Raw genomic sequence first — 247 nt, 5'->3', positions numbered from 1 at the left:
GGATAATGGCTTTACGTACTTCACGCAGGCTCCTCGTAGAGGCTTTGACATTAACATCGTAATATCACTTATCCGATTTCGTTCATCATATCAACTTTGTTTGAAAATATTTGCTTGGGTACTTATGCAAAAATGCACATCCATCGTGACCGAGACCTCCCAGGAGAGCACGTACCGGCTGTACCAGTCCATCACCGCCACCAGATAGACAAAGCCCCGGTGCATGGGAATGTAGGTGATGTCGCTC

1 protein-coding gene is annotated in these 247 nt (G+C 47.0%); it reads right to left on the bottom strand.

What is annotated here, in order from left to right; translation table 11 throughout:
- Positions 1 to 90: 90 nt before the first annotated feature.
- Positions 91 to 247: DDE-type integrase/transposase/recombinase (locus tag MWC30_RS22440; protein WP_368860941.1), on the bottom strand; the 157-nt coding region annotated here is incomplete at its 5' end.

This window comes from Desulforhabdus sp. TSK, from assembly GCF_022836495.1.
In the GTDB taxonomy this organism is placed as follows: Bacteria; Desulfobacterota; Syntrophobacteria; order Syntrophobacterales; family Syntrophobacteraceae; genus Desulforhabdus.
Note: the sequence above shows the minus strand (reverse complement) of the source record. Positions and strands in the feature narration are given on the sequence as shown.